At 67.7% G+C, this 19,761-nt stretch carries 18 protein-coding genes; 11 read left to right on the forward strand and 7 right to left on the reverse strand.

Annotation, left to right across the window (positions count from 1 at the left end):
- Window positions 1-2: 2 nt before the first annotated feature.
- From LGR64_RS19195 to LGR64_RS19210, 4 genes are all read left to right on the forward strand, one after another.
- A complete protein-coding gene (locus tag LGR64_RS19195) occupies window positions 3-1,175 on the forward strand; it encodes a BMP family ABC transporter substrate-binding protein (RefSeq protein ID WP_141829537.1) in 1,173 nt (390 codons plus the stop codon).
- 250 nt (window positions 1,176-1,425) lie between these two features.
- Complete coding sequence (locus tag LGR64_RS19200) at window positions 1,426-2,583, forward strand: BMP family ABC transporter substrate-binding protein (protein WP_012204065.1); 1,158 nt, start codon at window positions 1,426-1,428, stop codon at window positions 2,581-2,583.
- 187 nt (window positions 2,584-2,770) lie between these two features.
- Window positions 2,771-3,778 carry an aromatic ring-hydroxylating dioxygenase subunit alpha gene (locus tag LGR64_RS19205; protein ID WP_099751945.1) on the forward strand — a complete coding sequence of 336 codons (1,008 nt, stop codon included), beginning with the start codon at window positions 2,771-2,773 and terminating at the stop codon, window positions 3,776-3,778.
- The gene (locus LGR64_RS19210; protein WP_230356632.1) at window positions 3,778-4,827 is read left to right on the forward strand and encodes an adenosine deaminase; all 1,050 of its coding nucleotides are present in this window, start codon (window positions 3,778-3,780) and stop codon (window positions 4,825-4,827) included. Before LGR64_RS19205 ends, LGR64_RS19210 begins: the two co-directional genes overlap by 1 nt.
- A gap of 6 nt (window positions 4,828-4,833) precedes the next feature.
- Here the strand turns inward: LGR64_RS19210 and LGR64_RS19215 are convergent, their stop codons facing one another.
- Window positions 4,834-5,274, reverse strand: coding sequence for an HIT family protein (locus LGR64_RS19215; protein ID WP_012204068.1), 441 nt, complete (start codon window positions 5,272-5,274; stop codon window positions 4,834-4,836).
- 194 nt (window positions 5,275-5,468) lie between these two features.
- Between LGR64_RS19215 and LGR64_RS19220 the strand changes: the two genes are divergently transcribed.
- The 3 genes from LGR64_RS19220 to dcd all read left to right on the forward strand — a co-directional run bounded on the left by LGR64_RS19220 (window position 5,469) and on the right by dcd (window position 8,621).
- A complete protein-coding gene (locus LGR64_RS19220) occupies window positions 5,469-6,575 on the forward strand; it encodes a BMP family ABC transporter substrate-binding protein (protein ID WP_012204069.1) in 1,107 nt (368 codons plus the stop codon).
- A 112-nt stretch (window positions 6,576-6,687) separates the two neighbouring features.
- Window positions 6,688-7,980 carry a guanine deaminase gene (guaD, locus tag LGR64_RS19225; RefSeq protein WP_046986663.1) on the forward strand — a complete coding sequence of 431 codons (1,293 nt, stop codon included), beginning with the start codon at window positions 6,688-6,690 and terminating at the stop codon, window positions 7,978-7,980.
- A gap of 68 nt (window positions 7,981-8,048) precedes the next feature.
- Entirely contained in the window at window positions 8,049-8,621 is a 573-nt protein-coding gene (gene dcd, locus LGR64_RS19230; protein ID WP_013803686.1) for a dCTP deaminase, read from the forward strand.
- 135 nt (window positions 8,622-8,756) lie between these two features.
- Here dcd and nadB read toward each other — a convergent pair whose 3' ends face one another.
- The 5 genes from nadB to LGR64_RS19255 form a co-directional block, all read right to left on the reverse strand.
- Window positions 8,757-10,259, reverse strand: coding sequence for an L-aspartate oxidase (gene nadB, locus LGR64_RS19235; RefSeq protein ID WP_141829533.1), 1,503 nt, complete (start codon window positions 10,257-10,259; stop codon window positions 8,757-8,759).
- 10 nt (window positions 10,260-10,269) lie between these two features.
- Complete coding sequence (nadA, locus tag LGR64_RS19240; RefSeq protein WP_141829531.1) at window positions 10,270-11,403, reverse strand: quinolinate synthase NadA; 1,134 nt, start codon at window positions 11,401-11,403, stop codon at window positions 10,270-10,272.
- A 143-nt stretch (window positions 11,404-11,546) separates the two neighbouring features.
- Entirely contained in the window at window positions 11,547-12,392 is an 846-nt protein-coding gene (locus tag LGR64_RS19245) for a GGDEF domain-containing protein (protein ID WP_230356634.1), read from the reverse strand.
- 21 nt (window positions 12,393-12,413) lie between these two features.
- On the reverse strand, window positions 12,414-13,298 hold the full coding sequence (locus LGR64_RS19250) for a cache domain-containing protein (protein WP_230356636.1): 885 nt from the start codon (window positions 13,296-13,298) through the stop codon (window positions 12,414-12,416).
- A 15-nt stretch (window positions 13,299-13,313) separates the two neighbouring features.
- Complete coding sequence (locus LGR64_RS19255) at window positions 13,314-14,261, reverse strand: delta(1)-pyrroline-2-carboxylate reductase family protein (RefSeq protein ID WP_141829527.1); 948 nt, start codon at window positions 14,259-14,261, stop codon at window positions 13,314-13,316.
- 101 nt (window positions 14,262-14,362) lie between these two features.
- Here LGR64_RS19255 and LGR64_RS19260 point away from each other — a divergent pair, with 101 nt between their 5' ends.
- From LGR64_RS19260 to LGR64_RS19270, 3 genes are all read left to right on the forward strand, one after another.
- Window positions 14,363-14,719 carry a hypothetical protein gene (locus LGR64_RS19260; protein WP_224986416.1) on the forward strand — a complete coding sequence of 119 codons (357 nt, stop codon included), beginning with the start codon at window positions 14,363-14,365 and terminating at the stop codon, window positions 14,717-14,719.
- 108 nt (window positions 14,720-14,827) lie between these two features.
- Window positions 14,828-15,706: a KPN_02809 family neutral zinc metallopeptidase gene (ypfJ, locus tag LGR64_RS19265; RefSeq protein WP_012204077.1), complete on the forward strand. Its 879-nt coding sequence runs from the start codon at window positions 14,828-14,830 to the stop codon at window positions 15,704-15,706.
- A 220-nt stretch (window positions 15,707-15,926) separates the two neighbouring features.
- Entirely contained in the window at window positions 15,927-17,441 is a 1,515-nt protein-coding gene (locus tag LGR64_RS19270) for a DEAD/DEAH box helicase (protein WP_141829524.1), read from the forward strand.
- An 85-nt stretch (window positions 17,442-17,526) separates the two neighbouring features.
- Here the strand turns inward: LGR64_RS19270 and LGR64_RS19275 are convergent, their stop codons facing one another.
- A complete protein-coding gene (locus LGR64_RS19275; RefSeq protein ID WP_088166737.1) occupies window positions 17,527-18,372 on the reverse strand; it encodes a symmetrical bis(5'-nucleosyl)-tetraphosphatase in 846 nt (281 codons plus the stop codon).
- A 24-nt stretch (window positions 18,373-18,396) separates the two neighbouring features.
- Here LGR64_RS19275 and LGR64_RS19280 point away from each other — a divergent pair, with 24 nt between their 5' ends.
- Window positions 18,397-19,710 carry a hemolysin family protein gene (locus LGR64_RS19280; RefSeq protein WP_012204080.1) on the forward strand — a complete coding sequence of 438 codons (1,314 nt, stop codon included), beginning with the start codon at window positions 18,397-18,399 and terminating at the stop codon, window positions 19,708-19,710.
- Window positions 19,711-19,761: the final 51 nt, after the last annotated feature.

Below are 19,761 nucleotides of genomic sequence, written 5' to 3' on the forward strand. Positions count from 1 at the left end.
GCATGCCCGCTTTGCGCGAACGCACCCTGAAACCTGGCCTGAAAAGCACGCTTGTGAAGATGATCGGCCTGTCGGCCATCTCGGTGGCGGCCCTGACCGCCTGCGGCAAGAAGGAAGAGGCCGCAGCGCCCGCTCCCGCTGCCGCGCCTGCCGCCCAGGCGCCGGCCGAGAGGCTCAAGATCGGCTTCATGTACGTCAGCCCCATCGGCGACGGTGGCTGGACCTTCCAGCACGAGCTGGGCCGCAAGGCCATCCAGGAGAAGTTCGGCGACAAGGTGGAAACCTCCTTCGTCGAAAGCGTGCCCGAGAGCGCCGATGCCGAGCGCGTGATGCGCGACATGGCCGGCCAGGGCAACAAGCTGATCTTCGCGACCAGCTTCGGCTACCAGGAGTTCGTGCAGAAGGTCGCGGCCGACCTCAAGGACGTGAAGTTCGAGCACGCCACCGGCTACAAGAACGCCGACAACGTGGCCACCTACGACACCAAGACCTTCGAGGGCGCCTACCTGGCCGGCATCGTGGCCGGTGGCATGACCAAGACCAAGACCGTCGGCGTCGTGGCCTCGGTGCCGATTCCTGAAGTGGTGCGCAACATCAACAGCTTCGTGCTGGGTGCGCAAAGCGTCGATCCCTCGATCAAGGCCAAGGTGGTCTGGGTGAACGAATGGTTCGCCCCGCCCAAGGAGTCCGAGGCCGCCACTTCGCTGATCAACGGCGGCGTGGACGTGCTCTACCAGAACACCAACTCCCCGGCCGTGCTCAAGACGGCCGAGGAACGCGGTGCGCGCGCCTTCGGCAAGGACGGCGACATGAGCGCCTTCGCGCCCAAGGCCCACCTGGGCTCGGCCGTGATCGACTGGACGCCTTACTACAGCAAGGTCACCCAGGACACGCTGGACGGCAAGTGGCAGGGCGGCTCGTTCTGGTGGGGCGTGAAGGAAGGCGCCATCGACCTCGTGAAGATCGCCGACGACGTGCCCCAGGACATCAAGGACAAGGTCGCCAAGGCACGCGACGGCTTGAAGGACGGCAGCTTCGCCGTCTGGACCGGCCCCATCAAGGACAACACCGGCAAGGAAGTGCTGACGGCAGGCCAGGTCGGCGATCTGGGCTTCATGACCAGCATCAACTTCTTCGTCAACGGCGTCGAAGGCAAGGTGCCGGGCGCCAAGTGATCCGGCGGCAGTCCATGCAACAAGGGCCCTTCGGGGCCCTTGTTTCTGCCGCGATCCGCCAGACGGGTCCGCCCTATGCACCACGATTGTGCAAAGCCCCCAAAATGTGGTTTTCCCGCATGCCTGGTGGCTCTGGCGCAGCCGGCTGGCGCCATTCTTGCTTTATTCTCGGGACCCATCGCGGCGGGTCTGCGCCCCTGCGGACACCGCCTTCTTCCTGCCTGCCGCAGGACCACTTGAGGAAACTTCGATGACTGATCTTCACAAACGCTCCCTGATCAAGGTGGCAGCGCTGTCGGCCGTGGCCGCCGCCGCGCTGGCCGGCTGTGGCAAGAAGGAGGAGGCCGCGCCTGCGCCCGCTCCCGTTGCCGAGGCCCCTGCTGCCGCTGCAACCGAGCCTTTGAAGATCGCCTTCGCCTACGTGGGCCCCGTCGGTGACGGCGGCTACACCTTTGCCCACGACCAGGGCCGCCTGGCGCTGGAGAAGGAATTCGGCGACAAGATCAAGACCTCCTATGTGGAGAGCGTGCCCGAGGGCGCCGACGCCGAGCGCGTGCTGCGCGACATGGCCGCCAACGGCAACAAGCTGGTCTTCGGCACCACCTTCGGCTACATGGAGCCCATCCAGAAGATCGCTCCCGACTTCCCCGATGTGAAGTTCGAGCACGCCACCGGCTACAAGACCGCCGCCAACGTCAGCACCTACGACAGCCGCACCTACGAAGGCGCCTACCTGGCCGGCATCATCGCGGGCTCCATGACCAAGTCCAACGTGCTGGGCGTGGTCGGCTCCGTGCCGATTCCCGAAGTGCTGCGCAACATCAACAGCTTCACGCTGGGCGCGCAGTCCATGAACCCCAAGATCAAGACCAAGGTGGTCTGGGTCAACGAGTGGTTCGCACCCCCGAAGGAAACCGAGGCTGCGACTTCGCTGATCAACGGCGGCGCCGACATCCTGTTCCAGAACACCGACTCCGCCGCCGTGCTTAAGACGGCCGAGGAAAAGGGCAAGCGCGCCTTTGGCTGGGACTCCGACATGACGGCCTACGGCCCCAAGGCCCACCTGGGCTCGGCCATCATCAACTGGACGCCCTACTACACCAAGACCGTGCGCGAGATGCTGGACGGCAAGTGGAGCAGCCAGCAGACCTGGTGGGGCGTGAAGGAAGGCGCGATCGACATCGTCTCGCTGGCCGATGACGTGCCCGCCGAAGCCAAGGCGAAGATCGAAGAGGTCAAGAAGGGCCTGAAGGACGGCACCTTCCACATCTGGAAGGGCCCGATCGCAGGCCAGGACGGCAAGGAACTGCTGGCCGCCGACGCCGTGGCCGAGGACAAGTTCCTCACGGGCATCAACTTCTACGTCAAGGGCGTGGAAGGCAAGGTGCCGGGCCAGGACAGCAAGTAAGACAGACGCCAGGCCGCCCGGCGCAGGTCGGGCTGCCCGCTGCCGCCAGGGCCGCCTTCGGGCGGCCTTGGCGTTCATGCGCAGCACAGGTGCCGTACCTGTGCTGCGCATCGAGTGGGTTTATGCTCGCTCCCAGCCGCGGCCTGCCCGCCGCCGCGGCACAGACAGACAGCAAGAGATTCCCCCCATGATCGAAAACTCCCTCTGGCATCCCGTGGCCCAGGCCCACGAAGTTGTCGATGCGCCGCTGGGCGTGCAACTGCTGGACCAGCCCCTGGTGCTGTGGCGCGATCCGCAAGGCCTGGTCCGCGTCTTCGTGGACCGCTGCCCGCACCGTGGCGCACGCCTGTCCATGGGCCGTGTCGAGAACGGCCACCTTGAATGCCCCTACCACGGCTGGCAGTTCGCCGACAGCGGCCAGTGCGTCAAGGTGCCGGCCCTGCCCAGCTTCACGCCGCCGCCCTCGCAATGTGTGAAGGCCTTCGAGGCACAGGAAGCCTACGGCCTGGTCTGGGTGCGGCTGGCCACGGGCGAGGAGCTCTCGGCTGTTCCGGCCCTGGCGGCCCTGGCGGCCCTTCCAGCCTTTGAAGCCGAGGCGGACGCGCACCTGCGCAAGCTCAACTGCGGCCCCTACGACGTGGCCGCCAGCGCGCCGCGCATCATCGAGAACTTCCTGGACATGTCGCACTTCGGCTTTGTCCACGAAGGCTGGCTGGGCAGCCGCGATGCCACGGCCATCGAAGCCTATGCCGTGGAGACCACGGCCACGGGCGTGCTGGCCACGGGCTGCAAGGCCGTGCAGCCGCAGTCCAACCTGCACTCCACCAGCGCGGCCGAAGTCGAATACACCTACGAAGTCACGGCGCCCTATGCCGCCGTGCTGACCAAGCTGCCCGAGTCCGGCACCACCAAGGCAGGCTGGCGCGAGTCCATCGCCCTGTTCATCTGCCCCGTCACGCCTGAGACCAGCCGCGTCTGGTTCCGCCTTGCCGTGGCAGACTTCGATTCGCCCGACGCCCAGCTGCAGGAATTCCAGCACACCATCTTCTGCCAGGACCAGCCCGTGCTGGAGTCGCAGCAGCCCAAGTGCCTGCCGCTGGACCCGCGCGCCGAAATGCACTCTGCGGCCGACCGCATGTCGTCCGCCTACCGCCGCTACCTCCGGGCCAGCGGCATCACCTTCGGAGTCTGCTGATGCACACCGTACCCACCGTGGATGCCGCGCATCTGCCCCAATTGCTCAAGGCCATGCCCAAGGCCGAGCTGCACATGCACATCGAAGGCTCGCTGGAGCCCGAGCTGATCTTCGCGCTGGCCCAGCGCAACGGCGTGAAGCTGCCCTATGCCAGCGTGGAAGACCTGCGCCGCGCCTATGCCTTCACCGACCTGCAAAGCTTTCTGGACATCTACTACGCCGGCGCCAGCGTGCTGCTGTACGAGCAGGATTTCTACGACATGGGCCGCGCCTACCTGACGCGCGCCGCGCAGGACAACGTGGTCCATGCCGAGATCTTCTTCGACCCCCAGACCCACACCCAGCGCGGCGTGGGCATGGAGACCGTGATCAACGGCCTGTACCGCGCCTGCCGCGATGCGGAGATAGAGCAGGGCATCTCGTCGGCGCTGATCCTGAGCTTTCTGCGCCACCTCAGCGAAGAGGACGCTTTCGCCACGCTGGAGGCCGCGCTGCCGCTGCGCGACCGCTTCATCGGCGTGGGGCTGGACAGCAGCGAGGTCGGCAACCCGCCCGAGAAGTTCGCCCGCGTGTTTGCCCGCTGCCGGGAACTGGGCCTGCACCTGGTCGCGCATGCGGGCGAGGAGGGGCCTCCCGCCTATATCTGGGGCGCGCTGGACGTGCTGCATTCCGAGCGCATAGACCACGGCGTGCAGGCCGCGCGCGACGAGGCCCTGATGCAGCGCCTGGTCCGCGACGGCGTGCCGTTGACCGTGTGCCCGCTGTCCAACCTCAAGCTGTGCGTGGTGTCCGACCTGGCCCAGCACAACCTGCCCCAGCTCTTGGAGGCAGGGCTCAAGGTCACGGTCAACTCCGATGATCCGGCCTATTTCGGCGGCTATGTGAACGAGAACTACCTGCAACTGTTCGCCGCCACGGGCATGAACTCGCAGCAGGCCTGGCAGCTGGCGGTCAACAGCTTTGACGCCAGCTTCGTCACACCCCAGCAGCGCGCCCACTGGATGCGCCAGCTGGAGGCCGTGTTCACGCGCTACGCCGCCCTGGCCTGAGTCCGTTCAGGCCAGCGCCTGCCTGAGGCGCTCGGCATAGTCCTGCAGTGCTTGCATGCCGGGCTCCTTGCGCGGCCAGCCCAGGCCCACGCCGTCGCCCTCATGGCGCGGCAGCACATGCAGGTGGAAGTGGAAGACGGTCTGCCCGCCCGCCGCGCCATTGGCCTGGAACAGGCTGATGCCATCGGGGTCGAACGCCGCCTGCACGGCCTGCGCCACGCGCTGGGCCGTGCGCATCACGGCGCCGGCCTCGTCGGGCGTGAGGTCCAGCAGGGTCACGGCATGGCGCTTGCTGGCCACCAGCACATGGCCGGGATTGACCTGGCCGATGTCCATGAAGGCGATGGTCTGCTCGTCCTCGAACACCTTGGCGGACGGAATCTCGCCCGCCACGAGGCGGCAAAAAAGGCACTGCCCCGGTGGCGAGGTATCGACGAACATCGGCATGGTCCTGTACTCCTTGGTGGTTGCTTGGGGTTGGAATTTGCCGACGATCTTAGTGGACGGTATCTGCCGTCCCTTATGGAGGCCATAAGCGCAGGCCCGGGCAGCCCTCAGGGCCGCTGCCTATAATCGCGCCCCGCACCGGCCGCTGCCCACGGCAGGTGCGTTTTCATTTCCGGGCCATGTAGAGGAACACCATGTACAAAAACCTCGCAGCCGCAGTCGCGGCCGCAAGTCTTGTATCCACGGCCTTGTCCCAAGGCCATCCCGCCCCTTCATCCCCCGCAGGTTCCGCGCCCCTCAAGGCTGCCTTCGTCTATCTGACGCCCGTGCTCGACGCCGGCTGGACGCGCCAGCACGACGAGGGCCGGCGCGCATTGCAGGCGGCCCTGGGTCCGCGCGTGCAGACCCGCGCCGTGGACAGCGTGCCCGAGGGCCCCGACGCCGAGCGCGTGCTGCGCGACCTGGCCGCCTCGGGAAACCAGCTGATCTTCACCACCAGCTTCGGCTACACCGAGTCCGTGATGCGCGTGGCGCGCGACTTCCCGCAGGTGAAGTTCGAGTCGGTCACGGGCTTCAAGCGCGCCGACAACGTGGCCACCTCGAATGCGCGCTACTACGAGGGCCGCTATCTGTCGGGCATTGCCGCAGGCCGTGCCAGCAAGACGGGCGTGGCCGGCTTCGTGGTCGGCTTTCCGATTCCCGAGGTGCTGCAAGGCATCAACGCCTTCACGCTGGGCATGCGTTCGGTCAATCCCAAGGCCACGGTCAAGGTGGTCTGGCTGGACACCTGGTTCGACCCGCCGCGCGAGCGCGATGCGGCCATGGCGCTGTTCAACGGCGGCGTGGACGTGGTGTCCTTCCAGGTCGCATCCACCGCCGTGATGCAGGCCGCCCAGGAGCGCGGCCGCATGGCGATTGCCTACCACTCCGACATGCGCAAGGACGGGCCCGACGCCCAGTTGCTGGCCGTCACCCACCAGTGGGGCGACTACTACACGGCGCGCGCCCGCGCCGTGCTGGACGGCAGCTGGAAGAGCCAGGACACCTGGGGCGGCGTGCGCGAGGGCATGATCCGCGTGGAAGGCTTCGGCCCCAAGCTGCCGCCCGCCGTGCGCGAGGAAGTGCTGCAGCGCCAAAAGGACATGGCCCAGGGCCGCCTGCAGCCCTTCAAGGCCGGCGACCAGCCGGTGCGCGACAACCAGGGCCAGGTGCGCATTCCAGCCGGCAAGCAGCTGGACGATGCGCAGATCCTGCAGATGAACTGGCTGGTGGAAGGCGTGCAGGCCACCCTGCCCAAGTGACGCGGCCTGCGGGGCGTCCGGTCCTGGCGTAAACCCTAGGATGGCGCCCGCCGATGGCGCCTATAGCGCTGCGGATATGGCATCTGCCTGTCCGCCCGCTAAGCTTGGCGGCATGCAAATCTACCGTTCCTCATTGCTGCGTTTTGCCGACGATGGCCAGGCGCTCTACGACGAAGACGGCCTGCTGGCCGTCGCCCCGGATGACAGGGGGCAGCAGCGCGTCGTCGCCGCCGGCAGCTGGCAGGCTCTGCAGGCGCAGTTCACCGGACAGCCGGGCGCCGAAGTCACCCATCTGCCGGGCCGCATCCTCGCGCCGGGCTTCATCGACCTGCACATTCACTATCCGCAGACCGATGTGATCGGCGCGCCTGCCGCCGGCCTGCTGCCCTGGCTGGAGAAATACACCTTTCCGCACGAGTCGGCCTTTTGCGAACGCGCCCATGCCGACAGCGTGGCCGAGTTCTTCCTGGACGAGCTGCAGCGCAACGGCGTGACCACGGCGCTGGCCTTTGCCACCTCGCACCCCGGGTCGGTCGATGCGCTCATGGGCGCGTCGCAGGCGCGCGGCATGCGCATGATCACGGGCAAGGTGCTGCAGGACCGCCACAGCCCCGACGGCGTGCGCGACCAGACCGAGCAAAGCCTGATCGACACCGAAAACCTGATCCAGCGCTGGCATGGCGTGGACCGCCTGGGCTACGCGATCACGCCGCGCTTTGCGCCCACCAGCACGCACGAGCAGCTGCGCGGCGCGGGCGAGCTGGCCGCACGCTACGCCGATGTCTGGATCCAGTCGCACGTGGCCGAGAACCTGGACGAAGTGCGCTGGGTGGCCGAGCTCTTTCCGAAGGCCCGCAGCTACCTGTCGGTCTACGACGACTTCGGCCTGATGCGCGAGCGCGCCGTCTACGCGCACTGCATTCACCTGGACGACGAAGACCGCGCACTGATGCGTGAACGCAGCACCGCTGCGGCCGTCAGCCCCACCAGCAACCTGTTCCTGGGCAGCGGCTTCTTCGACTTTGCGCGGGCCGATGCCGCGCAGTTCCTCTACGGCCTGGCCAGCGACGTGGGCGGCGGCATGAGCTTCAGCCCCTTCCGCACCATGCAGGCCGCCTATGTGGCGGGCCGTGAGGGCCAGACCAAGCAGGGCCTGAGCCTGTCGCCCGGCAACCTGTGGTGGCAGCACACGGCGGGCGCGGCGCGCGCCCTGGGCCTGGCGGGGCAGGTGGGCAACCTGCAGCCGGGCTGCGAGGCCGACTTCGTGGTCATCAACCCGGCCTGCACGCCGCTGCTCGAGCGCAAGACCCGCCAGGCCGAGAGCCTGGACGAGCTGCTGTTCGCCATGATCATCCTGGGCGATGACCGCCTGATCGAGCGCACCGTCGTTTCTCAAGCAAAATAGCGCCTTTGCGCCAGTGCCCGGCCGGGTGCTGGCGCTTGACAAGTGCAGCTAGGGAACGAGGAATTGCCATGAGCATCAAGAGCGACAAGTGGATCCGTCGCATGGCCGAGGATCACGGCATGATCGAGCCTTTCGAGCCGGCCCAGGTTCGCAACGTCGATGGCCGCAAGATCATCAGCTACGGCACCAGCAGCTATGGCTACGACATCCGCTGCGCACCCGAATTCAAGGTGTTCACCAACATCCACAGCACCGTGGTGGACCCCAAGAACTTCGATGAGAAAAGCTTCGTCGATTTCGAGGGTGACAGCTGCATCATCCCGCCCAACAGCTTCGCGCTGGCGCGCACGGTCGAGTACTTCCGCATCCCGCGCAACGTGCTGACCATCTGCCTGGGCAAGAGCACCTACGCGCGCTGCGGCATCATCGTCAACGTCACCCCCTTCGAGCCCGAATGGGAAGGCTATGTGACGCTGGAGTTCTCCAACACCACGCCGCTGCCCGCCCGCATCTATGCCGGCGAGGGCTGCGCCCAGGTGCTGTTCTTCGAGAGCGATCCCGACGATGTCTGCGAGGTCAGCTACCGCGACCGTGGCGGCAAGTACCAGGGGCAGGTGGGCGTGACGCTTCCCAAGGCCTGACGGCTTTGGCCTGGCAGACAAGGCCCGCAGCGAAAGCTGCGGGCCTTTTTCATCGCCGGGCCGCCCCAAGATGAAAAGCAGCCCCCTCGGGGGGCAGCGGACCTTGCGCAGCAAGGGGAGCGTGGGGGCCATTTTTCATTCCACCAGCGCCAGGGCGGCGTCGATGCGCGAATGCGCGCCGCAGCTCTCGCGCCGTGCGGCGGCAGCCGTGGCCATGAGCCAGCAGACATCGAGCTGATTGCGCAGCGCATGGCCTGCGGCAGGTGCCAGCCTTTCACGCCATGCCGCAATGCGCTGCACGGCCTGCGCCAGGCCCTGGTCGCTGCGCTGTATGCCCACGCAGTCCTGCATGAGCTGGCGCAACTCCTGCGCAACGGCTGCCGTGTCCTGCTCCTGTGCGCCGGCCTGCAGGGTTTCGGTCGGCCGGGCCGGCGCAGGGGCGGCAGCCGGCTGCTGCGCGATGGCCCGGGCGGCCGCGCGCCCCATCACCACGCATTCGAGCAGCGAATTGCTGGCCAGCCGGTTGGCGCCGTGCAGGCCGGTGCGCGCCACCTCGCCAATGGCGCGCAGGCCATCGACATCCGTGCGCCCGTCGATATCGGCCAGCACGCCGCCGCAGGCGTAGTGGGCGCAGGGGGCCACGGGAATCGGCTGCGTGGCAATGTCGATGCCATGGCTGGCGCACAGGGCCATCACGCCCGGGAAATGCGACTGCAGCCAGGCACGTGGCCGGTGGGTGATGTCCAGGTGCACGAAGGCCAGGCCATGGCGGTCCATCTCGTTCCGGATGGCCCGGGCCACGATGTCGCGCGGCGCCAGTTCGGCCCGCTCGTCATGGGCAGGCATGAAGCGCGTGCCGTCCGGCAGGCGCAGCAGGGCGCCTTCTCCGCGCAATGCCTCGGAGACCAGGCCGGCCGCACGGCCGCCCACCTGCAGGGCCGTGGGATGGAACTGCATGAACTCCAGGTCGCCCACGCGGCAGCCTGCGCGCCAGGCCATGGCCACGCCGTCGCCCGTGGCGGTGGCCGGGTTGGTGGTGGCGGGATAGACCTGACCCAACCCGCCCGTGGCCAGCACGGTATGCGCGGCATGCCAGCGCTGCTGGCGGCCATCGGGCAGGCGCACCAGCGCGCCTGTGCAGTGCGCAGGCTGTCCTTCCGTCAGCAGGTCCAGCGCGCTGGTGTGCTCATGCAAATCGATGTTCGCGCGCTCCCGGCAGGCGCGCAGCAGGGCGGCGTGCACGGCCTGGCCGGTGCAGTCGGCGGCATGCACGATGCGGCGGCGGCCGTGGCCGCCCTCGCGCGTGAGGTGCAGGCCACCGCTGTCGTCACGCGTGAAAGGCACGCCGTGGGCCACCAGCCAATCGATGGCGGCAGGAGCCTGCTCGAGGATGGCGCGCACGGCCTGTGCATCGCACTGGCCTGCGCCCGCGACCAGGGTGTCTGCCACGTGTTCATCGATGCTGTCCTGTGCATCCAGCACGGCGGCAATGCCGCCCTGGGCCCAGGCGCTGGCGCATTCCTCGGCCGCGCCCTTGCTGAGCAGGGCCACGCGCAGATGCGGCGGCAGCGACAGGGCGGCAGCCATGCCGGCCAGGCCGGCGCCGATGATGAGTACGTCTGTGCAAGGCTGTGTCATGGCGCTGTCCTCAGGCGGGACCGAAATGCTGGAAAAGCGCCGCATCGCGCGCGAGGTCTCCGCTGGCGCGCACGGGCTGGCGGTGGCCGGCCGCGAAAGCCAGCATGCGTTCGATGGGGCGGCGCGCGGCCTGGGCGATGGTGGGGTCCACCTCGATGGCGCACAGGCCCTGCTCCAGTGCCAGTTCCACGCCCTGCAGGCTGTTCATCGCCATCCAGGGGCACATGGCGCAGCTCTTGCAGGTGGCGCCCTGGCCGGCCGTGGGCGCAGGCAGGAAGGTCTTGCCCGGGTAGCGCATGCGCATGTCGTGCAGGATGCCCTGGTCGGTGGCGACGATGAAGGTGTCTGTGGGCAGCCGGCCAGCCGCGTTGATGAGCTGGGTGGTGGAGCCCACCACATCGGCCTGGGCGGCCACGGCGGCCGGCGACTCGGGGTGAACGAGGATGGCGGCCTGCGGATGCTCCAGTGCCATGGCGGCCAGTTCGTCGGCCTTGAACTCGTCATGGACCAGGCAGGAGCCATGCCACAGCAGCATGTCGGCGCCGGTCTGATGCTGGATGTGGGCGCCCAGGTGGCGGTCGGGAGCCCAGAGGATCTTCTCGCCGCAGGCATGCAGGTGGGCCACGATGTCCTGTCCCACCGACGATGTGACCACCCAGTCGGCGCGCGCCTTCACCGCCGCGCTGGTGTTGGCGTAGACCACGACCGTGCGGTCCGGGTGGGCGTCGCAAAAGGCGCTGAACTCGTCTGCCGGGCAGCCCAGGTCCAGCGAGCAGCTGGCGTCGTCGTCGGGCATGAGCACCCGCTTTTCCGGGCTGAGGATCTTGGCGGTCTCTCCCATGAAGCGCACGCCGGCCACGACCAGGGTGCTGGCCTGGTGCTGGGCGCCGAAGCGCGCCATCTCCAGCGAATCGCCCACGCAGCCGCCGGTCTCGCGCGCCAGGTCTTGCAGTTCGCCGTCCACGTAGTAATGGGCCACGAGCACGGCATCGCGCTCGTGCAGCAGGGCGCGTATGCGCTCGGCGGTCCGAAGGCGCTGGGCGCGGTCAAGTTCGGGAGGAATGCGGGCCCAGGCCTCGCCGATGCCGCACTGGCCGGCGAGGGAGAAATGGGGCTTGTCGTACTGCACGGATTTGAGCTGCATGGTGGCCGTCCGGGACTGTGGAAAGGGCTGGTGATGGCTGTGAATAATATGCTCAATTTGAGTATTAGTGTGGTGTTTTTTGCCGCACAGGTGTTTTGCGGCAGTCAGGAAATCGAGGGCGGGAAAAGCGGCGCGGGGCCGCCTCAGCGCTGCAGCTGCACGTTGTTGCGGCCCGCGCCCTTGGCCTCGTACAGCGCTTCGTCGCCACGGCGCAGCATGGCGGTGGCAGTGTCCGTGGTGCCGCGCAGCGTGGCCACGCCCACGCTGGCGGTGACGGGCTCGCCATGCGCCATGGGCGTGGCGGCCAGCAGTTCGCGCAGTTGCTCGGCAATGACCACGGCGGCATCGGCCGTGGTGTCGGGCAGCAGTGCCAGGAATTCCTCGCCCCCCATGCGGGCCAGCACGTCGGACTCGCGCAGCCGCATGCGGAAGGCGCGCGCCAGGGTGCGCAGCACGGCGTCGCCCATGTCGTGGCCGTGCTGGTCGTTGATGCGCTTGAAGTAGTCCACGTCGATGACGAGCACGCTCAAGGGGCGGCCGCTGCGGCGCGCCAGCGCCATGGCGAAGTCCAGCTGGAAGTCGAAGCCCCGGCGGTTGAGCAGGCCCGTGAGCGGGTCGCTGCGCGCCTGGTGCTCCAGTTCGGCATTGGCCTGCTGCAGCTGCAGCGTGCGCTCGCGCACCTGGCGCTCCATGGCCTCGTTGGCCGAGCGCAACTGGGCAATGCTGCCGCGCAGCGCCTGCGAAAGGCGATGCACTTCGCGGCTGCTGTGCAACTGCGGGATGTCGGAGGCCGCACCGCTGCCGTCGATGCCATTGGCGGCACGGGCCAGGCGCTTGAGATCCTGGCTCAGCCTGCGCGCCACCAGCCAGGCGATGACGGCGGCCACCAGCGCGGCTGCCAGGCCGCCGGCCAGCACCTGGTGCATGGCCTGGCGCGCGGGCGCGTAGGCGCTGTCATGCGGCTGCCGGGCCACGATGTGCCAGCCCATGGCCGTTGCCCGGTTGTGGGCCTACAGCGGCACGGTGGCCGTCAGAAAGCTCTGCGGGCTGTCCTGCCAGCGCGCCACCTGTACGGGCTGCAGCGTGGCATCGGCCGTGTCGGCAGACACGGTATGGGCCACCGGCAGGCGCTGGTCCAGGGCCAGCAACGGCTCCAGGCTGTCGCCCGGCGCGTGGATGAGCCGTCCACGCCGGTCGAAGATGAACAGGCCGATCTGCCGGTCGGCGCTGTCGGCCTGCTGCAGGGTCTGCATGGTTTCGCGCACCCATTCCCAGCTGCTGTGCATGCACAGCACGCCCTGGGTGAGATCGCCCACGCGAATGGGCGCCGCGAAGTCCATGAACCGGCGCGGCGCGCCGTCGGCCGCAGGCGGCAGCAAGGCGGACATCGCAGGCGAGGAGGCGCGCACATCGCCCACATGGACGCGCTGCAGGCCCGGCTCGAACCAGGGCCGGTCGCTGACATCGAGGCCCACCAGCACCTGGTCGGTCGCGCTGCGCACCGTGCCCTCGGCGTCGGCCACGCCGATCCAGAGGCTGGTGGGCGTCAGCGAACGGGCGCGGTTGAGCAGTGCGCCCACGCCCGGGGCCTCCAGCCCCTGGATCCAGAGCTCCGGCGAGGCGGCCAGCACTTCCACGGTATGGGCGCGGCTGAACAGGCCATCGGACAGCTGCCGGGCGGCGTTGGAGGCCATGGCATGCAGCGAGGCGCTGACCTCGCGCTCCATGCGCCAGCGCAGCAGCTCGCCGAATGCCAGCGACATCAGCACCGTCACGCCCACCAGCAGCGAGCCGAAGACCAGGGCCAGTTGCGTGCGCAGGCCCAGGCGCTGCCAGCGACTGGGCGCGGTGCTGGAAGCCGGGGCGGGGGAATCCGGGGGGAAAAGCTCGTTCAACGCAGAAATCCGCTTTCAACTGTTCTGGAGTGCGGCCCGGCGCATGGCCAGGCGGGTGGCTGCCAGATCCCAGCCGCCCCAGCCGCAGCATTTGAACAGCACGGGCGAATCCGAGCGCGGCCATTGCTCGCGCACCACCTGCTCCAGCGTGGGCAGGGCGGCGACATCGATGCCGGCCTGCAGCAGGTCACCGGCCTCATGCAGCGCATCCCCGGTATCGACCACCACGCGGCCCGACTGCAGCAAGCCCTGGCACAGGCCGGGTGCCAGCTCCACCATCTGCGGCGTGAAGGCGCCCACGGCCGAGATGAAGGCATCGCTGCGCGGCGCCTCGCGCAGGACCACGGCCCGGGCGGGCGTGCAGGTCACGATCAGCGGGCAGTGGCGCGCCGCCGCCTCCACATCCTCCACGACGGTGGCCTGCAGTCCCATGGCCCGGGCCTGGTCGACCAGCGCCTGGGCGCTCTGCGCGCTGCGCGATGCCACCTGAACCTCGCGCACGCCCAGGCCTGCGGCAAAGGCCTGCAAATGGGCCAGGCCCTGCACGCCGGCGCCCACGATCAGCAACGGACCCTGCGGATTCGGCGCCAGCCTTTGCGCGGCCAGCAGCGACACGGCGGCCGTGCGCCGCGCCGTGACCGTGGGGCCGTCCAGGATCAGGCGGCGCTCGCCCGTGGCCACGTCGAAGACCACCACATCCCCCTGGATGGTGGCGCGCGGCGTGCCGGCGTTGCCGGGCGTGAAGCTGATCAGCTTGGTCATGGCCACCTGGCCGTCGGTGGCGGGCATGCAAAACAGGCTGCCACCGGCCGGCAGGGGCATCACGATGCGCGCCGGCACCTGCGCTGCCTGGGGCTGCAGCAGCAGGGCGGCGATCTCTTCGGCCAGTTCGTTCCAGGGCAACAGCCCGGCCGTGGCCTGGGCGTCAAGGGCGGTGGAGGAGGGCATGCTGGAATGGCTCATGGCCGCGACTGTACACAGTAGGCTTGGATCGACCAATTCACGATGTGTCCAGTGCTGCGCACAGGCCCGTGAGGGCCTGCGCAGGCACTACGATGTCGCCTATGTCACAAAAGCCTTCTTATCCGCGCGAAGAGCCCCGCTGGGACGGTTCGGCGCGGCCCGAAGCTCCGCGCAAGGAATCGGCCCCGCGCTATGAGCAGCAGCGGCGCGGACCCGCGCCCGAGCCGTGGCAGCGCGAGCAGCCGCCCAGCGAGCAGGCTCCCGCGCCCCGCCGGCCCGGCGAGCCTGCACGCGAGCGGCGCAGGCGCGGCGGATGGGGGCTGGGCCTGGCGGTCGTCATCGGCCTGGGCATCGTCGCCGCGCTGCTGGCCGCCATGGTGCTGGTGGCCCGCGAGCAGGTCCTGCGCAGCCAGGCGCCACCGGCCACCGCCCCCATGGCGGTGCAGCCCGTGCGCTGATACACGCCGTATCATTGCCACAGCTGCGGTCGCTGCAGTCCCGCAGGTTCCGACGTAATATCGCCGCCCGATGCTGCAGGCTGCAGCACAGATCCAGGAGTGAACACCATGAGATGGGATGGCAACCGCGAGTCGGACAATGTGGAAGACCGCCGTGACGAGGGTGGCGGTGGCGGCGGCCCCGTCTTCGGCGGACGCAGCATAGGCATTGGCACCATCGTCATCGCCCTGGTCGGCGGCTGGGTGCTGGGCATCAACCCGCTGACCATCCTGGGTGCGCTCAGCGGCGGCTCGCCGGTGCAGGTGCAGCAGCCTCAGGGCCCGGCCCACAAGCCGCCGGCCGATGACAAGCTCGCCCGCTTTGTCTCCACCGTGCTGGCCGATACCGAAGATGTCTGGCGCGATGTGTTCCGCCAGGGCGGCGCCCAATATACCGATCCCAAGCTCGTGCTGTTCCGTGGCGCAACGCCCACGGCCTGCGGCACGGGGCAGTCGGCCATGGGGCCCTTCTACTGCCCTGCCGACCAGAAGGTGTATATCGACCTGGGCTTCTACGAAACGCTCAAGAACCAGCTGGGCGCGCCCGGCGATTTCGCCCAGGCCTATGTGATTGCCCACGAGGTGGGCCACCACGTGCAGAACCTGCTGGGCATAAGCGCCCAGGTGGACCGCGCCCGTGGCCGCGTCAGCAAGGTGGAGTACAACCACCTGTCGGTCAAGCTGGAACTGCAGGCCGATTGCCTGGCAGGCGTCTGGGCGAACCGCGCGCAAAGCGCCCGCCAGATCCTGGAGCAGGGCGATGTGGAGTCGGCCATGAATGCGGCATCCAAGATCGGCGACGACGCCCTGCAGCGCGCAGGCGGCGGCGCCGTGGTGCCGGACAGCTTCACGCACGGCACCAGCGCCCAACGCCAGCGCTGGTTCAGCACCGGCCTGCGTACCGGCAGCGTCAAGTCCTGCGACACTTTTTCGGCCGCTTCCCTCTGAGAAGTACCCCCCACGCTCGCGTTGCTGCGCAAGCTTCGACGGCCCCTGCGAGGGGCCGCTTTTTCATCTGGAGGCTGCCCGGCAACGACAAAATGCCCGCCTTGCGGGCCCTCATACCGGGTTTTTGCGGGTTGCGCTCACACAACGCCATGCTTGTCCAGGTGCCAATTGGCGTTATTGCAACGCACAAATCGCGCTAGGTGCGACAATAGCGCTCTCAATGACAAGCTCTTTCTCCAATCTCCAGCTGGCTGAGTCCCTGGCGCGCGCCGTGGCCGACATGGGCTACGAGTCCATGACGCCCATCCAGGCACAGGCCATTCCGGTCGTTCTGACCGGCAAGGATGTCATGGGCGCCGCCCAGACCGGCACAGGCAAGACGGCGGCGTTCTCGCTGCCGTTGCTGCAGCGGCTGATGCGCCACGAAAATACCTCCGCTTCGCCTGCACGCCACCCCGTGCGGGCGTTGGTGCTTTTGCCCACACGCGAACTGGCGGACCAGGTGGCCCAGCAGATCGCCCAGTATGCGAAGTACACCAAGCTGCGCAGCACCGTGGTGTTCGGCGGCATGGACATGAAGCCGCAGACGCTGGAGCTCAAGAAGGGCGTCGAGGTGCTGGTGGCCACGCCGGGCCGTCTGCTTGACCACATCGAAGCCAAGAACGCCGTGCTCAACCAGGTCGAGTACGTGGTGCTTGACGAGGCAGACCGCATGCTGGACATCGGCTTTTTGCCCGATCTGCAGCGCATCCTGTCCCACCTGCCCAAGACACGCACGACCTTGCTGTTCAGCGCCACTTTCTCGCCCGAGATCAAGCGCCTGGCCAGCAGCTACCTGCAGGACCCCGTCACCATCGAAGTGGCCCGCCCCAACGAGACGGCGTCCACGGTGGAGCAGCGCTTCTACAGCGTCAGCGACGACGACAAGCGCTATGCGCTGCGCTCCCTGCTCAAGCAGCGCGACATCCGCCAGGCCTTCGTCTTCTCCAACAGCAAGCTGGGCTGTGCGCGCCTGACGCGTGCCCTGGAGCGTGATGGCCTGCGCGCAACGGCGCTGCACGGCGACAAGAGCCAGGACGAGCGCCTGAAGGCGCTTGAAGCCTTCAAGCGCGGCGAGGTGGATCTGCTGGTGTGTACCGATGTCGCGGCCCGTGGCCTGGATATCAAGGACGTGCCGGCCGTCTTCAACTACGACGTGCCCTTCAACGCCGAAGACTATGTGCACCGCATCGGCCGCACGGGCCGCGCAGGCGCCTCCGGCATTGCCGTGACCCTGGTGACCAACCACGATGCGCGCCTGGTGGGCGAGATCGAGAAGCTCATCAAGAAGAAGATCAACGTCGAGCCCTGCCCCATGGAAGATTTCCGTGGCAGCGCACCGCGTGGTCACCGTTTTGACGAGCTGCCGCGCCAAAGCAGCGGCGGCTACGGTCGTGAACGGGATCGCGGCGCCGAGCGTGGCGATCGCGGCGGTGATGCGTCGCGGGGCAGTTCCGGTTTTGGCCATCGCGGCTCGCGCATGGCCCAGCGCCCGGCGCACTCGGACCCGTTCTTCGACAAGCCCTACGAGGCAACCGCCAGCGTCGATGCGAGCTGGGACAGCCAAGGTGCTGCCGCGCCCAAGGCGGGCAGCGGCATCAAACCCAAGCGCAAGCTGGCCGCGCTGTTCAAGGCGCCTGTTGCGCCTGTCGCGCCTGTCCCGCCTGTGGCACCCGTCGTCACTTCCGAGGTCTGAGCGCCGCGCAAGCCGCCTGCCTCACGAAAAACGCCTGCCTTGCAGGCGTTTTTTCATGGGCGCTCGCTCATGGGCGGCGTCCAGGTCAGCCCGGGGCCTGCGCCTGCGGGCAGTCCACCTGGATCAGTTCCCGGTCCGCCAGGTGATCGCCGAAACGCATCATGCTCAGGCAGCCGCCCCAGACGCAGCCGGTGTCCAGCGCCACCAGGTCGGGCCGGTTGATGTGGCCCAGCGTGGACCAGTGGCCAAACGCAATCGTTGCGCTCGCCGTGGCGCGGCCCGGCACATCGAACCAGGGCATGAGGCCGGGCGCCGCCTGCTCGGCCGACTCGGTGCTGTCGAAATCCATGACACCCTGTGCGGTGCAAAAGCGCAGCCGGGTCAAGGCGTTGACGATGACCCGCAGGCGCTCCCAACCCTGCAGGTCGGGTGACCAGCGATCGGGCTGGTTGCCGTACATGGCCTGCAAAAAATCGGGCAACTGCTTGCTGCGCAGTACCGCATGCACCTCGCCCGCCAGCGCCATCACTTCCTGGCTGCTCCACTGCGGCAGCACGCCGGCATGGACCATCAGCAGTTCCTCTCCATGCGCCATGCGGTGGCTGCGCGCCAGCGGCTGGTGGCGCAGCCAGTCCAGCAACTGATCGCGATCGGGCGCATCCAGCACCCGGGCCAGCGTGTCGCGCCGGCTGCTGCGGCGCACGCCCTGGGCGGCGGCCAGCAGGTGCAGGTCATGGTTGCCCAGCAGGGCGCGCATGGAGTCGCCGGCGGCCATGCAGGTGCGCAGCACCTTGTCCGATTCCGGGCCGCGGTTCACAAGGTCGCCCAGGATGTACAAGGTATCGCGGCTGGCGGAGAAGTCCACGCGGTGCAGCAGGCGCTCAAAGGCGTCGTGGCATCCCTGGATATCGCCGATACAGTAAAGTGCCATGGTCTTCTTTCTGATATACGAACCATGGATTTTCTGCTGATCGCGTTGCTTACGCTGCTCAATGGGGTGTTTGCAATGTCCGAATTGGCACTGGCCTCCAGCCGCAAGGCTCGGTTGGTGGCACTGGCTGAAACAGGCGACAAGGGTGCGGTGGCAGCACTGGCCTTGCTCGAAAACCCCACGCAATTTCTTTCTTCGGTGCAGGTGGGCATCACCTCCATCGGCCTGCTCAACGGCATTTTGGGCGAGGCGGCCTTCAGTGACGGGCTGGCCGCATGGCTGCTGGGCCTGGGAATTCCGGAACGCGCGGCCAGCATTTCTGCCACGGCGCTCGTCGTGACCGTGATCACCTTCGTCACCATCGTCTTCGGAGAGCTGGTGCCAAAGCGCATAGGCCAGCTTTATCCCGAAACCGTGGCCACGGTGGTTTCCCGGCCCATGACCTGGGTGGCGTCGGCTGCAAAGCCCTTTGTGCGGCTGCTGGCCTTTTCCACCCGCGCCATGCTGACTCTGCTGCGCATCAATGAATCCGCAGCGCGCGCCGTGACCGAAGAGGAAATCGTGGCAAGCCTCGCCGAAGGGCGGGATGCCGGAGTGATCGAGGCCAACGAGCACCAGATGGTGCAAAACGTCTTTCACCTCGATGACCGCTCACTGACGTCGATCATGGTCCCGCGCGGCGACGTGCAATGGCTGGATGCCGACATGACCGTCACCGAGGCATTGCAGGCCTCGGCCGACGACCACTCGAAGGGCGGGCATTCCTGGTACCCGGTGTGCCGCAATTCGCTGGATGACGTGGTCGGCATCATCAGCGTGGCGCGCCTGCTGGCATTGGGCTCGGATGCCGCCGGCACCACGCTGTACGAACATGTGCTGCCGGCTTCTTTCCTGCCCGAGACGCTCAGCGCCATGGAGCTGCTGGAGCAATTGCGTGCCCGGTCCGGGCGCATGGTGTTTGTGGTGGATGAATATGGCGTGGTGCAAGGCATCATGACGCCCCGGGATTTGCTCGAAGCGATTACCGGCGAGTTACAGCCTGTGACCGAGGCAGAAGCCTGGGCCATGCAGCGTGAGGATGGCTCCTGGCTATTGGACGGTCTGATGCCCATATCGGAGCTGAAGGCGCGCCTCGATATTCGTGATCTTCCCGATGAACACCGCGGCCGATACAACACCGTGGCGGGCCTTCTCATGGCAGAAAGCGGTCATTTGCCCATTCTGGGGGAACGGGTCAGCTGTGCGGGCTGGATCTTCGAGGTCATCGATCTCGATGGCAAACGCATTGACAAGGTGCTGGCCATATCGGATTTATCCGAGAACTACTCTTCGCAATAGGCAGCAGCGATATTGTGGGTTTTGCTTACATGCGTCTTGCGCCATGGGCTG

This window comes from Delftia sp. Lp-1 (assembly GCF_020523835.1).
GTDB classification, from domain to species: domain Bacteria; phylum Pseudomonadota; class Gammaproteobacteria; order Burkholderiales; family Burkholderiaceae_C; genus Comamonas; species Comamonas acidovorans.

Excerpts from the sequence above, each read along its gene's own strand:
- LGR64_RS19195 (WP_141829537.1), top strand. The coding sequence starts at position 3 with ATGCCCGCTTTGCGCGAACGCACCCTGAAACCTGGCCTGAAAAGCACG.
- LGR64_RS19200 (WP_012204065.1), top strand. The coding sequence starts at position 1,426 with ATGACTGATCTTCACAAACGCTCCCTGATCAAGGTGGCAGCGCTGTCG.
- LGR64_RS19205 (WP_099751945.1), top strand. The coding sequence starts at position 2,771 with ATGATCGAAAACTCCCTCTGGCATCCCGTGGCCCAGGCCCACGAAGTT.
- LGR64_RS19210 (WP_230356632.1), top strand. The coding sequence starts at position 3,778 with ATGCACACCGTACCCACCGTGGATGCCGCGCATCTGCCCCAATTGCTC.
- LGR64_RS19215 (WP_012204068.1), bottom strand. The coding sequence starts at position 5,274 with ATGCCGATGTTCGTCGATACCTCGCCACCGGGGCAGTGCCTTTTTTGC.
- LGR64_RS19220 (WP_012204069.1), top strand. The coding sequence starts at position 5,469 with ATGTACAAAAACCTCGCAGCCGCAGTCGCGGCCGCAAGTCTTGTATCC.
- guaD (WP_046986663.1), top strand. The coding sequence starts at position 6,688 with ATGCAAATCTACCGTTCCTCATTGCTGCGTTTTGCCGACGATGGCCAG.
- dcd (WP_013803686.1), top strand. The coding sequence starts at position 8,049 with ATGAGCATCAAGAGCGACAAGTGGATCCGTCGCATGGCCGAGGATCAC.
- nadB (WP_141829533.1), bottom strand. The coding sequence starts at position 10,259 with ATGACACAGCCTTGCACAGACGTACTCATCATCGGCGCCGGCCTGGCC.
- nadA (WP_141829531.1), bottom strand. The coding sequence starts at position 11,403 with ATGCAGCTCAAATCCGTGCAGTACGACAAGCCCCATTTCTCCCTCGCC.
- LGR64_RS19245 (WP_230356634.1), bottom strand. The coding sequence starts at position 12,392 with ATGGGCTGGCACATCGTGGCCCGGCAGCCGCATGACAGCGCCTACGCG.
- LGR64_RS19255 (WP_141829527.1), bottom strand. The coding sequence starts at position 14,261 with ATGAGCCATTCCAGCATGCCCTCCTCCACCGCCCTTGACGCCCAGGCC.
- LGR64_RS19260 (WP_224986416.1), top strand. The coding sequence starts at position 14,363 with ATGTCACAAAAGCCTTCTTATCCGCGCGAAGAGCCCCGCTGGGACGGT.
- ypfJ (WP_012204077.1), top strand. The coding sequence starts at position 14,828 with ATGAGATGGGATGGCAACCGCGAGTCGGACAATGTGGAAGACCGCCGT.
- LGR64_RS19270 (WP_141829524.1), top strand. The coding sequence starts at position 15,927 with ATGACAAGCTCTTTCTCCAATCTCCAGCTGGCTGAGTCCCTGGCGCGC.
- LGR64_RS19275 (WP_088166737.1), bottom strand. The coding sequence starts at position 18,372 with ATGGCACTTTACTGTATCGGCGATATCCAGGGATGCCACGACGCCTTT.
- LGR64_RS19280 (WP_012204080.1), top strand. The coding sequence starts at position 18,397 with ATGGATTTTCTGCTGATCGCGTTGCTTACGCTGCTCAATGGGGTGTTT.